Source organism: Acinetobacter sp. SCLZS86 (genome assembly GCF_021560715.1).
GTDB classification, from domain to species: domain Bacteria; phylum Pseudomonadota; class Gammaproteobacteria; order Pseudomonadales; family Moraxellaceae; genus Acinetobacter; species Acinetobacter towneri_A.
On record NZ_CP090864.1, the window covers coordinates 2,915,787 to 2,934,752 of the forward strand.

The window sequence follows — 18,966 nt, forward strand, 5'->3', positions numbered from 1 at the left end:
TTGACGATTTAAATTGGTTTTAACTTTATTTTTGCGATTTTTGATGGAGAAATACATGCGTTTTCATCTTTTTGCTTGTGCTTTGGTTGGTAGCAGTATCAGCATTTCTGCCTTTGCCGAACCACCCATTCAAGCAGGTGATACTTTAGAAAGTTTATCTAAAGTCAAAATAAGCACCACGATTAATGGGCAAGCAGGCTCACTACAAGAATTAATCGCCAATGGTCAGATACGCATTGTACCGAGTACAGATACAAACTTAACAAGTCCAGCAGAAAATATAGCGCAACAGCCTGCAAACCAAATTTCAGCCGAACAAGCCAATCTGGCTCAAGACAATGTACCGATGACGATGCCTGTCGGGACTGAATCCGAACTGCAACACGCAGCGCAGGCAGAGCAAGTGAGCGAACAACACATACAAGCCACCTCTGCGCCATTATTGTCATCTTCAGCCGATTTACCTGTAAATGCTGGCGATGATGTGGATGTCACCGCAGAAGCGCTAAATGCTGCACCACAAAACCCTGCTGCATCTGAACAAGCAGCAGTCAATCTGCCCACGACTGAACGGCTTGAAACCACAGCACCTGCGGCACAGGGCGCAGATGTAAACGATATAGATTTAAGCCATCTACAACCAAGTGATACGGAACAATAAGATCTGTTTAAGACCAATCTTGAGCTAAAAATAAAAAACCAGCACTTTATAATGCTGGTTTTTTAAAATCTATTGAGCAGTTTTTAAATTTCGATTTGACTACCCAATTCCACCACACGGTTGGTTGGAATTTGATAGAAATCACTCACAGGACTGGTATTGCGCTGCATTGAAATAAACAGTTTTTCACGCCACGGTGACATGCCATCGCCCACCGTATGCACAATTCGATCACGCGAAATAAAGAAGCTCATTTGCATCATATCGAATTCAAACTCAAGCTGTTCATAGGCTTGTTTCAAGGCATTTGGAATATTTGGCTGATCTTTAAAACCGTAATACATGGCAATCCGATAAAAACGATCATCCAGTTTTTCGACTTGAATCCGATCTTGCTGCGCCACAAATGGAATATCACGCGTGATGACCGTTACCATGATATTGCGTTCATGTAAGACCTTGTTGTGCTTAATATTATGCAACATGGCATGTGGCACAATGTTAGGCGTACCTGTCAAGAAAATCGCATCGCCAGGGACAAATTGGGTTTCATTGCCCATACTAATACTGTGAATGAATAGGTCTATCGGCAAGGCATCTTTTTCCAAACGATTGAAAACCAATGCACGACCATCTTTCCACGTCATTAAAATGGTATACATGATGGCGCCAATTAAAATTGGCACCCATCCCCCTGACACAATTTTGAGCGAGGTCGAAGCCACAAAAATTAAATCTAGGGTTAAAAATGGCACTGCAAAAAGGGCAACTTTCCACATCGGCCAACGCCAAAAACCATAGGCCAGCACTGAAATTAAAATCGTGCCACACAGCATGGTCATGGTCACTGCCACGCCATAAGCACTGGCAAGTCTGGCACTATTTTCAAATAATAAAATTAAGATAAGCACCGAAATAAATAAGGCCCAGTTAATGAATGGCAAATAGATTTGACCACGTTCAACATCGGACGTGTGACGTACAGTCAGGCGTGGCAAATAACGCAATTGAATGGCCTGATTGACCATTGAAAATACCCCTGTAATCACCGCTTGAGAAGCGATCACTGCTGCAGCTGTGGCTAGACCAATCATCGGATATAAGCCCCATTCAGGCACCAACATATAGAACGGATTTTCAATTGCTGCAGGGTTGCGTAGCAGTAATGCGCCTTGTCCCGCGTAATTCAATAACAAACAAGGTAAGACAATTAAAAACCACGCAAGGCGAATGGGCATCCGCCCAAAATGTCCCATATCGGCATAGAGTGCTTCGCCACCTGTCATGGTCAAAATTACGGCGCCCATAGTGAGAAATGCAACAAAAGGTTGCTCTACTACAAAGTTAAACGCCCAATGTGGACTGACCATGGCCAATACAAACGGAGTTTGGATGATACTGAGCAGCCCCGCACCGCCAATCGCTAAAAACCACAGCAAAGTCAGTGGTCCAAAAAATTTGCCCATCGTGCCGGTACCATGACGCTGCACAATGAACAGTCCCGCCAAAATACCAATGGAGAGCGGTACGAGCCATTGATTAAATATAGGTGTGGCAATACTTAGCCCTTCAATGGCTGACAATACTGAAATGGCGGGGGTAATAATGCCATCGCCAAAGAAAAGTGATGCGCCAATAAAGCCAAGTGCGATCAGAAAGATTTTTTTGTCCTCGGCAATGCGAGTGGTACGCAGGTTCAATGCCAATAATGACATGATCCCGCCTTCGCCATTGTTATCGGCACGCATAATGATGGTGACGTATTTGAAGCTGATGGTGAGCATCATGCACCAGAAAATCAGGGATAAAATTCCCAATACACTGGCTTGAGTAATTGCAAGATGGGCCGTTAAAAAAGTTTGTCGGAAGGCGTACAGGGGGCTGGTTCCGATATCCCCAAATACGACGCCAAGCGCAGCCAAGGTAATGACGGGTAAGGCTGCTTTTTTTGCAGTACTTTGCATAGGTGTCTTCGATTTAGACGGTATTTTTGAGAATCATAGCACTACGCTGAAAGTTTTTCTCTAAATCAAATGTTTCAACTTGGCTTTGTACAATTTTTTGGTTATTATCCACCGCCTATGGTGAAGTGTCCGAGTGGCTGAAGGAGCACGCCTGGAAAGTGTGTATACGTTAATAGCGTATCGAGGGTTCGAATCCCTCTTTCACCGCCAAAATTGATTTCTACGGGACTGTACCGTAGTGCAAAAGGCTTAAATCTAAAGGGTTTAAGCTTTTTTTATGTCTAATGCAATCTACTTTATCTATTGCAAGCTTGATCTTGTTGGGGGTATAACTAGGGATATAATAAATTACCCCCAAAATTATACCCCCAATTCTGTGGAATCATTGCAATGCTTACAGATGCTCAAGTCAGAAAAATAAAACCATCGGAAAAGAAAGCCAAATAATTACCTATGATCGAAATCTAGCACATATCACGGCTGGCGGGCTTGGTTATCGTGAATTCTAAAAGTTGAACCCATATAGGGGAAAGCCCCCTACTCACTTAGGTATGATTTATTCAAATCACCATTCATCTATTACTATTAAAATATATTCGTCCTTCTATGTATTTCTTATTAGTGGCGGGTTTTCCCGCTGCGGACAACTTCACACTATTGGATTTATGGGTACAGATACAATCAAAGCCTAAGAATCTCAAAAGAAGCATATCGCCTATCATTAGACTGATATGCTATTCAGCTCATGTTGATTTTTACCCATTTTATCGACATGACAACCTGAATATGTTTATGTCATCGACATGACAACTCTCTCATGTCGATTTTTGTCAGTTTTATCGACATGAAAGCCTGAATATGTTTATGCCATACAGCTAAAGGAATAAGACAATATTCCTTTTAGGTTTTAAGCACATCAACAACCTGAACGCTAAATGTCACATCCTAAAGCGAATTAGCTTTTTAAAAAGGTCATAATCAGCCAAACACCCAATAAAAAAACCACTGCTCAATCTTCCAGATCAACACAGCGGTTTTAAACTCATCTTTTACAGATCAGTCACATCTTACATTTTCTTTTCTTCAATATTTAACGCATTGATTGCCAATACCGCCTGAGTACGATTTTGCACACCCAATTTACGGAAAATTGCGGTCACATGCGCTTTAATCGTCGCTTCAGAAACATCTAATTCATAGGCAATTTGCTTATTCAACAAACCTTCTGCCACCATCATCAATACACGGAATTGCTGTGGTGTTAAAGACTGAATACGTTCAGCCAAAGCTGTTTCATCTGCAGCGCGAGGGTCAAAGTTAACATTCGCAGCCAAGTTTGGCGGCAACCAAATCTCACCTTCTAAAACTTGACGAATTGCTTCGCCAATATGGCTCGGATGTGCCGATTTTGGGATATAACCCATCGCCCCATGCGCAATTGAACGTTGAATAATCGATGCTTCTTCGTGAGCGGACACCACAATAATTGGGATAGATGGATATTGCGCACGCACATGCACCAATGCAGAAAAGCCCGATGCCCCTGGTAAATTCAAGTCCAATAAAACAAGATCAGGCTCAGGTCCATTTTCCAAACGCTCGTACAATTCATTGACTGCAGCAGTTTCATGAATTTGAGCTTGCGGTAAGCTATAACGAACCGCCTGAATTAAGGCATGGCGAAACAGCGGATGATCATCAACGATTAATATATTCATAACAGACGTGAGAGATCTTGTGCACAGTTCTTCTATTCTAACCACACAAAGACAATGAAGGATATGCAAGATATGACTTTTTTGCATTTATTGTGCAAGAAATCACAGAAAAGTGTGTATTGTTTATGACATCCCCTGTCAACACGTCTCGAATATACAACAAGACGATGGTCTAACTACATTGAATCCAATAGTTATGCACACGTTTCAAAAAATTATCCACAGCCATAATCAATTCATATTGCAGCGGATAAGATAAATTCAAATAAAGACTTTCAAAAAGCTATTCGATAGAGCAACAAACCTACCTTTTAAAAAATATTAATTTCAGTGATAAACCCTAAGGCGGGTGCGCCTTTGGCCAGTGATGATGATCTGTTACATGCGCTTAAAATCACAGGGGCGCTCCAGTTTGTGCAAGACAAAAAAGAAGGACTGGATCATGTCATTTTAGAAGGTGGCATTGGCTTTTCAGGTGGGCAACGTCAAGCCTTATTACTTGCACGCTTATTAATTCGCCAACCGAATATTTTGCTGCTGGATGAACCTACCGCTGCAATTGATGATATTTCCGAAAAACAATTGATTGAGCATTTAAAAGGCTGGCTGGGACAACGTACTTTGGTGATTGCGACCCATCGTCGGGCGGTTTTGGAATTGGTAGATCGAATTATTGTCATGAATGATGGAAAAATTGTCATGGATGGGCCACGTGATCAAGTCTTAAGCCAATCTCAGATAAAAACCAGCCCTGCGTCGGGAGTAAAAGCATGAGCGAAAAAGAACTTAACCCTCAGCGTGCGATGAAACTGACCGATCTTGAACCTGAATTACCTAAATCCAGTGTTTTTATCTGGCTGATTTGTATTGGTTTGCTGGTCTTACTGGTTTGGGCATGGGTGTTTAAACTTGAGGAAGTCACGACGGGTACAGGCAAGGTCATTCCTTCATCTAAAGAGCAAATTGTGCAATCTTTGGAAGGTGGTATTTTAACTCAGCTGCACGTTCGTGAAGGTGAAATTGTCAAGCAAGGTCAAGTTTTAGCACAACTCGACCCAACGCATTTTGCCTCGAATGTTGGTGAGTCCACATCATTATTGCTCGCAGCACAGGTCACAGCTGCACGCCTGCGCGCAGAAGTAAATGGTACAGCCTTGTCCTTCCCTGCCGAAGTATTAAAAGAGCCCCAACTGGTCAATGAAGAAACAGCACTATATCGCTCACGCCGCGCCAATTTAGAAGAATCGTTGTCTGGACTAAAACAAGCACTGACACTGGTAGAGTAAGAACTGGCCATGACCGAACCGTTGGTTGCCAAAGGTGCAGCCAGCGAGGTAGAAGTACTGCGTTTAAAACGTGAAGCCAATAATTTACGCAATCAAATGAGTGATGTGCGCAATCAGTATTATGTGAAATCACGTGAAGAACTGGCCAAAGCCAATACCGACATTGAAACTCAGGCACAAGTGGTGAAAGGCAAGTCAGATAGCTTGAGCCGCACGCTGTTTAAATCACCTGTACATGGCATTGTCAAAGAAATTGATGTGATGACTTTGGGTGGTGTCGTTCCGCAAAATGGCAAGCTGATGACCATTGTACCGCTGGATGAACAACTGCTGGTCGAAGCACGAATTTTGCCACGTGACATTGCATTTATTCGCCCTGATCAAGACGCTTTGGTGAAAATTAGCGCCTATGATTATTCAATTTATGGCGGCTTAAAAGGCAAAGTAACCGTAATTTCGCCCGATACCTTGCGAGATGAAGTCAAACAAGATCAATTTTATTATCGGGTCTATATTCGTACCGATTCAGACCAACTAAGCAATAAAGCAGGTCAAAATTTTAACATCACCCCAGGTATGGTCGCGACTGTAGATATTAAAACTGGAGAAAAAACGGTATTGGATTATCTCATCAAGCCATTTAACAAAGCCAAAGAAGCCTTAAGTGAGCGTTAAAACAATCTGACTTTATCAAAATTTTATTTTACCCTAACAGCAACAGCGCTTTAGACAGGATTGGTCACATCCTGTCTAAAGTGAGCATCCTATTATTTGGAACAGCATCTAGTGACGACACTCACCCTAAAGGCTTGATTTACTGGATGCGCTCAGTTGCTGGTTTTTCTAATTCCTACCGCACTCCAACTGCCTAAATAATCTACACCAAACAGTAAAATAACAATTTACGCCCCTTTGCAAGCCTTGCTGCACTGTGTATAACCATAAGTCACGCAATGCAAATGATAAGCATAGGCAAAACAGGGCAAAAAGCGTTAGACTATGCGTCTATGTCAGTAAAATGTCGTTCCAGACAAATCAGAAGGTGAAGGTAGATGCCGCTCAATACTGTTGAAGAGCTCGTAGCAGATATCCGTGCAGGAAAAATGGTCATCCTCATGGATGATGAAGACCGTGAAAATGAAGGCGATTTAGTCATTGCCGCGACTCACGTTCGCCCTGAAGATATCAACTTCATGATTACGCATGCACGTGGTCTTGTGTGTCTGACCTTAAGTCGTGACCGTTGCCAGCAATTGAACCTACCTTTAATGGTCGATGCCAACGGTGCGCAACATGGCACAAACTTTACCTTATCCATTGAAGCTGCTGAAGGCATTACGACCGGTATTTCTCCCGCAGAACGTGCGCATACCATTCAAACTGCGGTCGCTGCACATGCCAAGCCTGCCGATATTGTTCAGCCTGGGCATATTTTCCCACTCATGGCACAGCCAGGTGGTGTATTGCACCGTGCAGGACATACCGAAGCAGGTTGTGATCTTGCCCGTTTGGCAGGTTTAGAGCCTGCGTCGGTGATTTGTGAAATCATCAATGAAGACGGCAGCATGGCACGTCGTCCTGATTTAGAAGTTTTTGCTGAAAAACATGGACTAAAAATTGGCACTATTGCCGATTTGATCCACTATCGCATGACCAATGAGCAAACTGTAGAGCGTTTGGATCAGCAAAGCATCGACACTGAATATGGTACTTTTGACTTATATCGCTACCGTGAACTGGGCAACCCAGACATTCACTTAGCATTGGTCAAGGGCGAACCAAAAGAAGGCGTTACTACAGTACGTGTGCATGGTTTTAATCCAACCCGTGATTTACTCAAGCTTAAAAAAGAAGATGCTTCGGCAACGTGGAATTTAGACCGTGCTTTAAAAGAAATTGCCAACAGTGAACGTGGTGTTTTGGTCTGGATTGGTCAAGCTCAATTGCAAGACTTGGGCCCTGCCCTAGACAGCCTTAAAACCCCGAAACAGGGCAAAGCCAATGCTGCATTGTCACAGCAGTATCAAACCATTGGCGTCGGTGCACAAATTTTACGTGATTTAGGTGTTGAAAAAATGAAGCTACTCAGCTCACCATTACGTTTCAATGCTTTATCAGGCTTTAACTTAGAAGTGGTGGAATACGTCACCGCAGATCCAACATCAGAGAAATAATCGAGGTTGCTATGGCAATTCGCCGTATTGAAGGTTTATTACATCTCGCTAGCGAAGGCCGTTATGCGATTTTAGTCGGTCGTTTTAATAGTTTTGTGGTTGAGCATTTGCTTGATGGCGCAATTGACACATTGAAACGTCATGGCGTATCAGAGGATAATATCACCGTTGTTCATGCACCAGGCGCTTGGGAACTTCCTGTTGTGGCTAAGAAATTAGCTGCATCGAATGGTTATGACGCGATTATTGCACTCGGCGCAGTAATACGCGGTAGCACACCACATTTTGATTTTGTTGCAGGCGAATGTGCCAAAGGTTTAGGCGTGGTGGGTTTAGATACAGGCTTACCTGTGATTAACGGTGTATTGACTACGGATAGTATTGAACAAGCGATTGAACGCTCTGGAACAAAAGCAGGTAATAAAGGAAGTGAAGCTGCCTTAACTGCAATTGAAATGGTTAACTTGTTAAAGGCTATTTAACGCTATGTCGCAAACACTTCAAGCAACTTATGCAGCAAAACGTAAAGCACGTCGTTTTGCTGTGCAAGGTATTTATGAATGGCAGATGAGCCACAATCCAGTACATGAAATTGAAGCACGCACCCGTGTGGAAAATGCCATGCACAAAGTGGATCTCGGCTATTATCATGAATTGTTGACTCAAGTGGTTGCCAATCATGAAGCATTGGATGCATTACTGGTGCCTGTTCTTGATCGTGATATTCAAGCCCTAGATGGTGTTGAACTGGCTACCTTACGTTTAGGTGCGTATGAGTTAGAACAACATCTAGAAATTCCATATCGTGTGGTATTGGATGAAGCGATTGAATTGGCAAAACACTTTGGCGGTGCAGACAGCCACAAATACATCAATGGTGTATTAGACCGTCTTGCCAACAGCTTACGTGCAGCAGAAAAGCAACAAAGTAACTAATTCAAAATATTGAGTCGATTGTTGTATGGCTGAGTTTTCCATTATTGAGACCTATTTCAACAGACCGCGTCCAGATGCAGTCGATTTAGGTGTCGGTGATGACTCAGCTCTGCTCACTCCTCCGCCGCAACAGCAATTGGTCATTTGTGCCGACACTTTAGTCGCTGGACGACATTTCCCCCTCGATACCAACCCACATGCGATTGGTTGGAAATCGGTTGCGGTCAATTTATCTGACATTGCCGCCATGGGTGCCACCCCACATAGTATTTTACTGGCATTGAGCCTACCCCAAATTGATCATGATTGGCTCAAAGGGTTTAGTCAGGGTTTGCATGATTGTTGCGATCAATTTGGGGTAAGTTTAATCGGTGGAGATACCACACAAAGCCCGCATCTCACCATTTCCGTTACTGCCTTAGGCTGGATTGAACACGGACAAGCCATTCCACGTTCAGGCGCGCAAGTCGACGATTATATTTGCGTCAGCGGACAAGTTGGTGATGCTGCTTTTGGTTTAGACCATCTTGAACACCCTTTAAAACAGCGTTTGGACTATCCAACACCACGCTGCCAACTTGGACGACAGCTCAAAGGTCTGGCTTCAAGCATGATTGATGTTTCAGATGGCTTAGCTCAAGATTTAGGGCATATTCTCAAAGCCTCTCAGGTCGGTGCTTGTATTGAACTCAGCCAACTGCCTATAGATGCTGCATTAACCGAATTACCACAACAAAAGCAGTGGCAATATGCCTTGGCAGGTGGCGATGACTATGAGTTATGCTTTACAATAAGCCCACAAAATTATCAGCAGCTTTTGCAAAAACCGCTGAATACCCCTATTCATATTATTGGCAAAATTAACAATCAAAACCGCTTAAGCTTTGAACAGAATGGCGTAGATCGTTCACTTCATTTTCATGGATACCAACACTTTGCAAAAACCCACGATTAATTTCAAAGCCATGTCTTGGACTGACCGACTGATTGTATGCTGTGGTGTTGGCTTCGGTTCAGGTCTACTACCCAAAGCTCCCGGTACCTTTGGTTCGGCCTTTGCCCTACTGTTCATTCCCATTTGGTTCGCGCTTGGTTTCATTCCAAGCCTTTTTGCCATTGCCATCATGTCCCTCGTTGGCATATATATCTGTGGACGTACTGCACAGGTTATGGGCGTACATGATGATGGTCGTATTGTTTGGGATGAATTTGCAGGACAATCGATTACCTTTTTACCCCTGATTTTTATCAATCAAATCAGCTGGGTCTGGGTAATTGTGGGTTTTGCCCTATTCCGACTATTTGATGTGTGGAAACCTTGGCCAATACGTGTGATTGACCGTCGGGTCGAGGGTGGTTTTGGCATCATGCTGGACGATATTATTGCGGGTCTTTGGGCCGCATTATGTATTTATATTTATTTATCTTTTACTTTGGTTTAGCCATCACTAGGATTCAACATGTCTACCACCGTGATTATTCTTGCAGCAGGTAAAGGCACGCGCATGCGTTCAAATTTACCAAAAGTATTACAACCTCTTGCAGGACGCCCACTCTTGGGTCACGTGATTGATACCGCAAAAAAATTACAAGCAGATCATATAATTACCATTTACGGTCATGGCGGTGCTTTGGTTCAAAATGCGTTTGCGCATGAACAGGTACAGTGGGTCGAACAGGCTGAACAGCTGGGTACAGGTCACGCAGTCAAAGTGACTTTGCCTGTTTTACCACGTGAAGGTGTATCGCTAATTTTATCGGGAGATGTACCTTGCATTACAGAGCAAACTTTACAAAAGCTGCTCGATGTTTCACGTGAAACCCAAATTGGATTGGTGACACTCACCCTTGCCGATGCTACGGGTTATGGTCGTATTGTGCGTGAAAACGGTAAAATTCAAGCGATTGTTGAACATAAAGATGCATCTGAAGCACAGCGTCAAATTCAAGAAATCAACACGGGTATTTACTGCGTCAGCAATGCCAAATTACATGAATGGGTGCCAAAACTGAGCAATAACAATGCGCAGGGTGAATATTACCTGACCGATATTGTGGCGATGGCCATTGCCGATGGTTTAGAAGTTGCATCTGTAGAACCCGCACTGGCTTTTGAAGTAGAAGGCGTGAATGACCGTGTGCAATTGGCTGCCTTAGAACGTGAATTCCAGAACTTCCAAGCCAAGCAACTCATGCAACAAGGTGTGCATTTAATTGACCCAACCCGTTTTGATTTACGTGGTAATCTCACTGTAGGCAAAGACGTTCGCATTGACATTAACGTGATTATTGAAGGCGATTGTGAACTAGGTGATGGCGTAGAAATTGGTGCAGGTTGTATCCTCAAAAACACCAAAATTGCTGCGGGCACTAAAGTTCAACCGTATAGCGTATTTGACCAAGCGGTTGTGGGCGAAGATGCACAAATTGGCCCATTCTCACGTTTACGCCCGGGTGCAGTATTGGCCAATGAAGTGCATATTGGCAACTTTGTTGAAGTGAAAAACAGTCAAATTGGTTTAGGCTCCAAAGCCAACCACTTTACCTACTTAGGGGATGCCGAAGTGGGTGCAGGCAGCAATATTGGTGCAGGTACAATTACTTGCAATTATGATGGTGCCAATAAATTTAAAACCATTATTGGTGACCAAGTCTTTATTGGTTCAAATAGTTCATTGGTTGCACCTGTCACCATTGCCAATGGTGCAACGGTAGGGGCAGGTTCGACCATTACCCGTGATGTTGCAGAACAGTGTTTAGCTGTGGAACGTTCTAAACAGTTCACTAAAGAAAATTATCAACGTCCACAAAAATTGAAAAAATAAGAGGAAGTTCCTATGTGCGGTATTGTCGGTGGCGTTGCAGAACGTAGTATTACCAATATCCTCATTGAAGGTTTAAAGCGTTTAGAATATCGCGGTTACGATTCCGCAGGTTTGGCACTGATTAGTCAAGGTCAGGTCTTGCGTGAGCGCCGTGTCGGTAAAGTAGCAAATCTTGAGCAAGCAGTACTAGATTCTCAAATAACAGGTTCACTTGGTATTGCCCATACGCGTTGGGCAACACATGGTAAACCGACCGAAAACAATGCACATCCGCATATTTCTGGCAATGTTGCTGTCGTACACAACGGCATTATCGAAAATTATCAAGAACTGAAAGATGAGCTAGAAACTTTAGGCTATGTGTTCAGTTCTCAAACGGATACTGAAGTGGTTGCCCATTTGGTCGACCATGCCCTTAAAACTGCACCGAATTTATTGGATGCGGTACAGCAAGTGGTGCCTCAACTGAAAGGTGCTTATGCACTTGGAATTATCCATACCGATTATCCAGATGAATTGATTACGGTACGTGAAGGCTCGCCTTTGGTGATTGGTGTCGGTATTGGCGAAAACTTTATCAGTTCAGACCAATTGGCGTTGTTGCCAATTACCAATCGTTTCATGTATTTGGAAGAAGGTGATATTGCCCGCTTAACCCGCGACAGCATTGAAGTTTTTGTAAATGGTCAAACTGTTGAGCGCCCTGTAAAAGAGCTAGATGCAACTGTAAGCAATGCATCGAAGGGTGAATATAAACATTACATGCTCAAAGAAATTTATGAGCAACCTGAAGCGATTCAACAAACCATTTCACAAGCATTAAATGGCAACGCTTTACGTGAAGATTTCCTGAAAGATGCTGAGCTTGATTTTGCCAAGATTCAACAAGTACAGATTATTGCCTGTGGTACCAGCTACCATGCAGGGATGATTGCAAAATACTGGTTTGAACAGCTTATCAACTTGCCATGTCATGTAGAAATTGCCAGCGAATATCGCTATCGCACCCCAGTGATTGTGAATCACACATTGTATGTGTGCATTTCACAATCCGGTGAAACTGCAGATACTTTAGCTGCTTTACGCGACACGCAAAAACGTGCTGCTGCAAAAGGTTTAAATATTAGCACCATGACCATTTGTAACGTGGCAACTTCGTCTATGGTACGTGAAACCCATCATAGTTTGTTGACGCTTGCAGGTCCTGAAATTGGTGTGGCATCGACCAAAGCCTTTACCACACAGCTGGCAGCATTAATGCTGTTGGTGCTCAAAATTGGTCAGGTGAAAAATGCAATAGCAGCGACAGATACAGCTGAAATTATTGCAGGCTTGTGGCACACACCAAAAGTGATTTTAGATACTTTGCAAAATGATACGGCAATTTTACGTTTGTCTGAATTGTTTGTAGAGAAAAATCACTGCTTGTTCTTGGGTCGTGGCACACAATTCCCAATTGCCTTGGAAGGTGCGTTAAAACTGAAAGAAATTTCATATATTCACGCAGAAGGTTATGCTGCGGGTGAATTAAAGCACGGCCCATTGGCATTGGTAGACAATGACATGCCTGTGGTGATTTTAGCACCGCAAGATGACATGCTGGATAAACTAAAATCCAATATGGAAGAAGTACAGGCACGTGGTGGTGAGCTATTTGTATTTGCAGATGAACACAGCGGCATTCCTGCAGATAAAGAACGTCAGCATGTAGTTTATGTGCCACAGGTCAGCGCGTTGCTTGCGCCAATTGTGTATAGTATTCCTGTACAATTGTTGTCTTACCATGTGGCAGTTTTGCGCGGTACAGATGTCGATCAGCCTAGAAACTTGGCAAAAAGCGTAACAGTGGAATAATATTGATTAAATTCAATGATTTAAATTTAATAAAATTAATTTGACTCATCTAAAAAATCCGCAGTCTACTTCACTTTTAGAAATTCAGTACTGCGGATTTTTTATATCTAATACTTTTATTTTTCGCGTGACTACAGTTCATAGCAAGCGATATAGAAAATTTTGCAGATAATGAAAACTTTTATAAAAACAAATAACCTAAGTCATTTAACCACACTATTTTCTAAAAATGTTGTTTATTTATTCAGTCAGTACAATGACATGCAAAAAATGATTGACCCTATTTTTTCATCATGTATTATACACCGCATGCGGGAATAGCTCAGTTGGTAGAGCACAACCTTGCCAAGGTTGGGGTCGCGAGTTCGAGTCTCGTTTCCCGCTCCAGATTCAAAAAGCCTCAATCGAAAGATTGGGGCTTTTTTATTGATTTTATATTATGTTATCCCCAATCATACTTTCTTTATTATCTTTTATTTCACAGTTTCGGGCCCCAAATACGACATATTCGTAGGTAGTTGCAAAAAATAAATGCATTAAAATCATTAGATTTCTTTAATCCAATAGAATCTCATCAGCCAATCAAGCATCTCATTATCGACCAACTGGCATAATTTCATAAATCCATTTTTTTGTGTTTTAATGGTGATATCACAATGTAAAACACAATATTATGGATTTAATATTCAAAAAACCTGAAGAAGTTGTTGCTTTATTATGTGAGAGGCTTCGTAAAGAACGTCTTTATCTGGAAATGACTCAGGCAGATGTTGCTGCGCGTGCGGGTATTGGTGTGAATACTGTATCTAATCTAGAAGCTGGTCGAAATGTTTCATTTGAAAATTTAGTACGTGTTGCCATGGTGCTCGGCCGATTAAAAGAATTAGAGGAACTTTTCAAACCACATTTAAATAGTGTAGATGACATGCTCCGCTATGAGAGTAATACGGCTCGCCAACGTATCAAAAGGAAATGAATCCATGCTCAAAAAACTTGATGTTTACTACAATGGATGGGGCGAATATTGGCTTTGGGGCACACTAGTTTCCTCAACTGCAATCACAGGTCGACCATTGATTGCTTTTGAATACAGCGCAGAAGCAATTAGTAAAGGTTTAGAGCTTTCATCTTACCTACTTCCGCTAAAAGGTGACCCATTAAGAAAGAACTTTCCTGCACATCAAATGGGATTACCAGGCCCTATATACGATGCCTTACCCGATGGCTGGGGCATGCTCCTGATGGATCGCTTATTTAAAAAAAATGGACTTAATCCAGCACGAGTTGGGCCTTTAGAACGCCTCACGTATATTAGTACACATGCAATGGGGGCATTATCCTTTGAACCTTCAGCATCCGAGTTAACATTAGCTGAAAATATTCCATTGCTAAGACTCGCTCAAGAAGTTCAGGAAGTTCTCAAAGGAGAAGGTGCCGAATTTTTACAGCATTTATTAATTATGGGCGGGTCTCCACAAGGTGCAAGGCCAAAAGCACTTGTTTATCGTGATCCTGTCACTAATGAATTCTCAACAGTTCACTCACATCAACATGAAGCTTGGCTGATCAAATTTCCCGCTCAGCAAGAGCATCCTGAAGTTTGTGCAATTGAAACTGTTTATGCAGAATGTTTGCGTCATTGTCATATTGACACCCCAGACACCCAATACTTCACTCTTCCGAATGGCCTAACTGCATTTGCCTCAAAAAGATTTGACCGCTGCGATGGCATGCGCATCCCTATGCAAAGTTTAGCTGCCTTTACAGGGGCTGATTTTAAATCACCTGGGAGTTTAGACTACAGCAACTTTCTTCGTGCTACACACTTTTGTACCAATGATATTCGCGAAAAAGCGATTGCATTCAAGCGCGCTGTTTTCAATGTGGTGTTCAATAATCGAGATGATCATTGCAAAAACTTTTCGTTTTTAATGTCTCAAAATGGACAATGGAAACTCGCCCCAGCCTACGACGTTACTTTCTGTGAAGGCCCAGGTGGATATCATCAAATGGATATTATGGGTGAAGCACTGGATATTACTCGGTCTGCCATTGTCAAACTGGGCATTCAGGAAGCAGAGCTTTCTATTCAAGAGGTTGATGAAATGATTAACTCAATTTGCGAAGTTGCCAGCCGATTTACGAAGATTGCTCATGATCTATTACCTGAACAAATTAGATCTGAAACTCTCCAAATGATCCAAAATAGGATTGAGCATAATATTCATTTATTGAATTGAATATAAACCATCCGATTTAATCAAAAGCAATCTGGAAATACATATAAAATTTAATCAATAACAGATCAGTGATAAACCCCGAACCCAAGATGGTATATCCACTGCGGGCTTTGGTCATTATAAACAGACAAAGACAACTTACATCCCTCTTGCACTGCAAGCCCATACTCTAATGTTAGCTCCTTGAGTTGCGCAGGTGATAAACTCAACCAAGCATTATCAGGAGCTGGTTCAATATTAAAAGTGACACTTTTAACAGCTTGCTCATATTTTCCAGTCTGAATATTCAGTTCTACGGAATCTGGAAAATGCTGATAAATAGATAATTCATCATCCTCAACATCAAAGCTATATACTTCCTGATTTTGCATATCTCTTAGACATGTATCTTTATATAACTGTTCCGTTAGCAAAGCTGCATTCACCTGAATATTAGAAAAGAGTTGTTCACCTTCTGAAGCAAAAAAGTCCTGATTAAACTTTTGAATTTGTTCATCATCATATTTTGTAAAGTCGCAGGTATTGGCATTGAATCTAAGTCTGGCATCAACCACCAGTTCATTATTAGACCAAGGCAAAAGTTGCGATAAATCTTGCGATTTATATTGTTTTTTGGTGTCCACATAACCTTCATAACCAGGCCGATTAAATACCGCCTGCTTTTTTGGCTGAGTCCTATCTTTATTTGCACAGTATTTATAGTTAAATTGTGGAATCACAATGTTGGGATGTTGCACAATATTTAAACGATGTCGATTAACACGCCCTGCTGTCTGAACTATCGACTGCACACTTGAAGCATCAATAATCGCCCAGTCAAAATCATGATCGCGCCCAACTTCTTCTACAGGCGTTGCAATCACAATCAATGGAATATCTATAGCGTTAGAGGTCTGAACGATACTTAATATCTCTTCATCCGTATAAATATGTTCATTTCCCGTTGGACGTTTTGTGCCATTTTTATGCCGTGTGAGCAAAAAGTCGAGTCGTTTTTCTTTGTGGAATCGTGAGATTAGCCAATCATGAGCATGGTAACAAGCAATCTGTGCATGTGGCAGTCGGCCTGATAAATGCTTTGCTAAATCAATAGCATGCTTGATATTTGCCACACGGATTAAACCAAATGAAAGTTTTTTGTCCTGTTTTTTAAGTGACCATCGATGTTGTTGATGTAGAGCTTCTGTCTGCTCCAAAATCGTCCTTTTCCATTGATCAACAGAAGGATTTTCAATACTGGCTAAACGTGCCAAACGATATGGCTGTTCTGCTTTAACCGTAAGAACGTGCTGCAACTCATCTAAATGCTGTTGATAAACCTGATTAAATACTGATGGTTCATGGCTTTTTTGTACCAGTATTTTAGGCTTCAATTCATTGTCTGCAATCGCTGCAATAAATTTTTGTGGTTCCTTATATAAGGCTGCGCGAAGCTCGACTCCTGATTCAAAAGCGCGGTAAATGCTATCTGCTACTGTTGCTGAAAGCGTTGCAGATGAACAAATGACATGACGACCATACATTGCAGCCAATTGGACTAAACGCAATACAGCGATTAATGATTTAGGTTCATAACCATCAATTTCATCTAAAATCAGGTCACTGCTCATAATTCTGAGCAACGCTTTAACATGATGCCCTTGTCGGTGTGGTTCGCCTGCCGCGATTAAATAATCAATCGTGGATACCAATAAAGGCGAGGCTAAAACATTTTGAGCAACTTTATCTACTCCCCTTTTTCCTTTGACTATTTTAGTAAATAGAGGATGCAACCACTGTGGTAAGTCTTGATCCTGTGCATAAGCATCAAATACAGGTTCTGGTAAATTTTCATCTTCATCAGCCACAGACGCATTTGCACGACTTTCATTAAATAACTTTTGGCTGACATGATCACCAATAATCACGGCAATTTCATCATCCGACAGATTCATGGAGCTTTTAAGTGCATCACCAGTCTGTAACGTTAATGAGCGAAGATTCAGTGCAATGGCAAGGCGTGGATCATTCGGTCTTAATATACATGCTGCACGCAGGTTCATTCTGGTTTTACCACTCCCCGTTCCTGCAATATTCAGCAATAAGCAAGGGGTATCTGGCATTTTATTGATTTGCTTTTGTAAGGCATGAGCAACCAAATTTTGCCACTGAAATCTGGGTAAAGTAGAAGGCTGACAGATAAACTCAACCGTTTGTTCACTTAAACCAGCAAGATTCAAATCTGTCATCATTTTTGTGGCGATATACGCAGCACGATCTCCAACCTGCTGCAAATGCCAATCCAGAGGTTGATCTTGCATTCGCTCCTTTTTGCCTTGTGGACTATTTTTTATCTTTGTATTGGCAAATAGGCTGACATTTTCAGGTTTTGTTTCAGAAAACTGTTCCGCAGAAACGGTATGGTCTGCATGAATGAGTGCTGCGCGGCTATGTAGTGCTAAAGCTTTCCAATATAACTGTTGATCTTCCGTTGCTTGGGTCATTTTCGCTAAGCGGGCCATACGGTTTTGGTGACTTTTAAATATGCTGTCATTTAAATCACCCGCACAGGTGAATTGTTCTACACGAGGATGTTTTTCCCTGACATGCAAATCCGCATTTGGATACCAGTTGTTATCTCCCAATAAGCCATGATGCGTCACCACCAAATAATCCACGGCTTCTAATTCATTCAGCAAAAATTGTTTTCTTATCTTAGTACGTTCGCCCAGGGTTAAATCTGTTAAGTTACGATCAATATTTTTCCATGCTTCTGGCCAATTCCAGTTATTTTTACGCATTTGCTGCAATAGTTTCATCGACAACCATTCATGTCGTACATCATCTTTGAGCATCTGCCCTGCCATCGCAGGACTTAATTTGCTTTGAAAGTGCTGAGAAGCCTTACCAATGTCATGTACATCACCTGCAGCACCTGCAAGTAAACTTGCTGCTCGAACCCATTCAGGCACTTGCAGCTGCTTTTGTTGTTTACATGTCGAAGCAACTGGATAAGCACCCTCTAAATTAAAACGATGCTTAGAACCTACGACCCAAACCAATTTCATTCTGCGCATACCATAATTCACATAAGCTGCTACAGCAGTTTGACGTGTTGCTGTTTTTTTCAGTGCACTGCGAATTTCTTTAAGTCCTTCCATGGTCATAGGTGCCTGCCATGAACTTTGCCCAGTGCGAATTGCATAGCTATCTAAAACAGCTCTGGTCTTTTTTAAAGCGCGTTTTTCACAAGCGGATATAAAAATTGTATGCATATTGGATGGATATAATTATTCATTGGATTTAATCGCATCTCTGCGACACATCAT

Annotated in this window: 13 protein-coding genes, 2 tRNA genes and 2 pseudogenes; 14 read left to right on the top strand and 3 right to left on the bottom strand. The window is 42.0% G+C overall.

Translation table 11 applies throughout. The features are described from left to right. The first annotated feature begins 55 nt into the window (after positions 1–55). The gene (locus tag LZP46_RS14000; RefSeq protein WP_004974369.1) at positions 56–661 is read left to right on the top strand and encodes a hypothetical protein; all 606 of its coding nucleotides are present in this window, start codon (positions 56–58) and stop codon (positions 659–661) included. Positions 662–744: 83 nt separating this feature from the next. Here LZP46_RS14000 and LZP46_RS14005 read toward each other — a convergent pair whose 3' ends face one another. After that, entirely contained in the window at positions 745–2,625 is a 1,881-nt protein-coding gene (locus tag LZP46_RS14005) for a potassium transporter Kup (RefSeq protein WP_236094158.1), read from the bottom strand. A gap of 119 nt (positions 2,626–2,744) precedes the next feature. Between LZP46_RS14005 and LZP46_RS14010 the strand changes: the two genes are divergently transcribed. Next, a tRNA-Ser gene (locus LZP46_RS14010) sits at positions 2,745–2,835 on the top strand. 857 nt (positions 2,836–3,692) lie between these two features. On the opposite strand, the gene LZP46_RS14015 is transcribed toward LZP46_RS14010, so the two are convergent. After that, positions 3,693–4,343: a response regulator gene (locus tag LZP46_RS14015; protein WP_004974358.1), complete on the bottom strand. Its 651-nt coding sequence runs from the start codon at positions 4,341–4,343 to the stop codon at positions 3,693–3,695. A gap of 336 nt (positions 4,344–4,679) precedes the next feature. Between LZP46_RS14015 and LZP46_RS14020 the strand changes: the two are divergent. From LZP46_RS14020 to LZP46_RS14075, 12 genes and pseudogenes are all read left to right on the top strand, one after another. Then, positions 4,680–5,117, top strand: a pseudogene (locus LZP46_RS14020) (ATP-binding cassette domain-containing protein); the annotation flags it as partial. Further along, positions 5,114–6,304, top strand: a pseudogene (locus LZP46_RS14025) (HlyD family efflux transporter periplasmic adaptor subunit). The pseudogenes LZP46_RS14020 and LZP46_RS14025, both read left to right, overlap by 4 nt. Positions 6,305–6,681: 377 nt before the next feature. Beyond that, entirely contained in the window at positions 6,682–7,803 is a 1,122-nt protein-coding gene (ribBA, locus tag LZP46_RS14030; protein ID WP_236094159.1) for a bifunctional 3,4-dihydroxy-2-butanone-4-phosphate synthase/GTP cyclohydrolase II, read from the top strand. An 11-nt stretch (positions 7,804–7,814) separates the two neighbouring features. Then, a complete protein-coding gene (gene ribH, locus LZP46_RS14035) occupies positions 7,815–8,285 on the top strand; it encodes a 6,7-dimethyl-8-ribityllumazine synthase (RefSeq protein WP_004974350.1) in 471 nt (156 codons plus the stop codon). Between the two features lie 4 nt (positions 8,286–8,289). Further along, complete coding sequence (nusB, locus tag LZP46_RS14040; RefSeq protein ID WP_004974349.1) at positions 8,290–8,739, top strand: transcription antitermination factor NusB; 450 nt, start codon at positions 8,290–8,292, stop codon at positions 8,737–8,739. A 25-nt stretch (positions 8,740–8,764) separates the two neighbouring features. Continuing rightward, entirely contained in the window at positions 8,765–9,694 is a 930-nt protein-coding gene (thiL, locus tag LZP46_RS14045; RefSeq protein ID WP_236094160.1) for a thiamine-phosphate kinase, read from the top strand. Then, on the top strand, positions 9,660–10,181 hold the full coding sequence (locus LZP46_RS14050; RefSeq protein ID WP_236094161.1) for a phosphatidylglycerophosphatase A family protein: 522 nt from the start codon (positions 9,660–9,662) through the stop codon (positions 10,179–10,181). The genes thiL and LZP46_RS14050 overlap by 35 nt, the downstream gene beginning before the upstream one ends. Positions 10,182–10,199: 18 nt before the next feature. After that, on the top strand, positions 10,200–11,564 hold the full coding sequence (glmU, locus tag LZP46_RS14055) for a bifunctional UDP-N-acetylglucosamine diphosphorylase/glucosamine-1-phosphate N-acetyltransferase GlmU (protein WP_236094162.1): 1,365 nt from the start codon (positions 10,200–10,202) through the stop codon (positions 11,562–11,564). A gap of 12 nt (positions 11,565–11,576) precedes the next feature. Further along, complete coding sequence (gene glmS / locus LZP46_RS14060) at positions 11,577–13,418, top strand: glutamine--fructose-6-phosphate transaminase (isomerizing) (RefSeq protein ID WP_236094163.1); 1,842 nt, start codon at positions 11,577–11,579, stop codon at positions 13,416–13,418. Between the two features lie 311 nt (positions 13,419–13,729). Then, positions 13,730–13,805 (top strand) — tRNA-Gly (locus tag LZP46_RS14065). A gap of 286 nt (positions 13,806–14,091) precedes the next feature. Then, on the top strand, positions 14,092–14,394 hold the full coding sequence (locus LZP46_RS14070) for a helix-turn-helix transcriptional regulator (RefSeq protein WP_070153706.1): 303 nt from the start codon (positions 14,092–14,094) through the stop codon (positions 14,392–14,394). A gap of 4 nt (positions 14,395–14,398) precedes the next feature. Continuing rightward, positions 14,399–15,658, top strand: a complete 1,260-nt coding sequence (locus LZP46_RS14075) for a type II toxin-antitoxin system HipA family toxin (RefSeq protein WP_131261189.1) — start codon at positions 14,399–14,401, stop codon at positions 15,656–15,658. Positions 15,659–15,723: 65 nt separating this feature from the next. On the opposite strand, the gene cas3f is transcribed toward LZP46_RS14075, so the two are convergent. Further along, entirely contained in the window at positions 15,724–18,912 is a 3,189-nt protein-coding gene (gene cas3f, locus LZP46_RS14080) for a type I-F CRISPR-associated helicase Cas3f (RefSeq protein ID WP_178318883.1), read from the bottom strand. Positions 18,913–18,966 lie beyond the last annotated feature (54 nt).

What these genes read in the sequence shown, in the direction of transcription:
- LZP46_RS14000 (WP_004974369.1), top strand. Translation starts at nt 56, where the DNA reads ATGCGTTTTCATCTTTTTGCTTGTGCTTTGGTTGGTAGCAGTATCAGC.
- LZP46_RS14005 (WP_236094158.1), bottom strand. Translation starts at nt 2,625, where the DNA reads ATGCAAAGTACTGCAAAAAAAGCAGCCTTACCCGTCATTACCTTGGCT.
- LZP46_RS14015 (WP_004974358.1), bottom strand. Translation starts at nt 4,343, where the DNA reads ATGAATATATTAATCGTTGATGATCATCCGCTGTTTCGCCATGCCTTA.
- ribBA (WP_236094159.1), top strand. Translation starts at nt 6,682, where the DNA reads ATGCCGCTCAATACTGTTGAAGAGCTCGTAGCAGATATCCGTGCAGGA.
- ribH (WP_004974350.1), top strand. Translation starts at nt 7,815, where the DNA reads ATGGCAATTCGCCGTATTGAAGGTTTATTACATCTCGCTAGCGAAGGC.
- nusB (WP_004974349.1), top strand. Translation starts at nt 8,290, where the DNA reads ATGTCGCAAACACTTCAAGCAACTTATGCAGCAAAACGTAAAGCACGT.
- thiL (WP_236094160.1), top strand. Translation starts at nt 8,765, where the DNA reads ATGGCTGAGTTTTCCATTATTGAGACCTATTTCAACAGACCGCGTCCA.
- LZP46_RS14050 (WP_236094161.1), top strand. Translation starts at nt 9,660, where the DNA reads ATGGATACCAACACTTTGCAAAAACCCACGATTAATTTCAAAGCCATG.
- glmU (WP_236094162.1), top strand. Translation starts at nt 10,200, where the DNA reads ATGTCTACCACCGTGATTATTCTTGCAGCAGGTAAAGGCACGCGCATG.
- glmS (WP_236094163.1), top strand. Translation starts at nt 11,577, where the DNA reads ATGTGCGGTATTGTCGGTGGCGTTGCAGAACGTAGTATTACCAATATC.
- LZP46_RS14070 (WP_070153706.1), top strand. Translation starts at nt 14,092, where the DNA reads ATGGATTTAATATTCAAAAAACCTGAAGAAGTTGTTGCTTTATTATGT.
- LZP46_RS14075 (WP_131261189.1), top strand. Translation starts at nt 14,399, where the DNA reads ATGCTCAAAAAACTTGATGTTTACTACAATGGATGGGGCGAATATTGG.
- cas3f (WP_178318883.1), bottom strand. Translation starts at nt 18,912, where the DNA reads ATGCATACAATTTTTATATCCGCTTGTGAAAAACGCGCTTTAAAAAAG.